General features: G+C 57.9%; 1 protein-coding gene. It reads left to right on the top strand.

Annotated elements, in window-relative coordinates; genetic code table 11:
* The coding region (locus A3730_RS31940) for a TonB-dependent siderophore receptor (RefSeq protein ID WP_369819097.1) at window positions 1-879 on the top strand (879 nt) is incomplete at both ends.

Raw genomic sequence — 879 nt, 5'->3', positions numbered from 1 at the left:
GTTTTGAAATCACCAACTACCAGTACGATGGCCTGGGCATGCCGCTGCCCTATGAAATCGTCAACGGTGATGTGGATACCAGCCTGTTTGAGCGGGTGGAAATCGTGCGCGGTTCCAATGGTCTGATGACCGGGTTGGGAAACCCGTCCGCCACCGTCAACTACGTGCGCAAGCGTCCTACCCTGGATAATCACACGACGCTTTCTGCCAGTTACGGTTCCTGGGATAACCGCCGCATGGAAGTGGACACTTCCGGCAGCCTGACCGAGAACGGCCGGGTGCGTGGGCGCATGGTTGGCGCCTATCAGGATCGCAATTCCTACCTGGATCGTTACGAGAATGAGCGCGGCGTCTTCTACGGCGTGGTGGAAGCCGACCTCACCGACTCCACCCTGTTCACGCTGGGCTATAGCTACCAGAACAGCAACGCGGACAGCCCCATGTGGGGGTCGCTGCCCCTGTTCTACTCCGATGGCTCTCCCACTGACTACGACGTGGAAACCAGCACCGCAGCGGATTGGGCGTACTGGGACAGCAACACCGAATCCGTATTCGCCGAACTGCAGCAGCGTTTCGATAACGGTTGGGAAGCCAATGCGGTGTACACCTACCGCAAAATGGAAGGTGAATCCGAACTGTTCTACGTCTACGGCACCCCGAACAAGGACGAAACCGGCCTGTTCGCCTACCCCAGCTACTATGAAGACAAGGTCACCGAGCGTGTGTTCGACTTGTATGCTCGCGGCCCGTTTGAAGTGGGCGGCCGTGTTCACGAAATGGTCGTTGGGGCTAACTATGCGAAAGGCCGCATTGAGGAAACCTCAAACTATGGCCGGGGTATTGGTACACCGCTGACCCCGGATCAGGCTTTTGGTGGCA

Source organism: Alcanivorax sp. HI0044 (genome assembly GCF_001634945.1).
The sequence above is the reverse complement of the archived record's forward strand: the minus strand, read 5'-3'. Positions and strand labels throughout refer to the sequence as shown.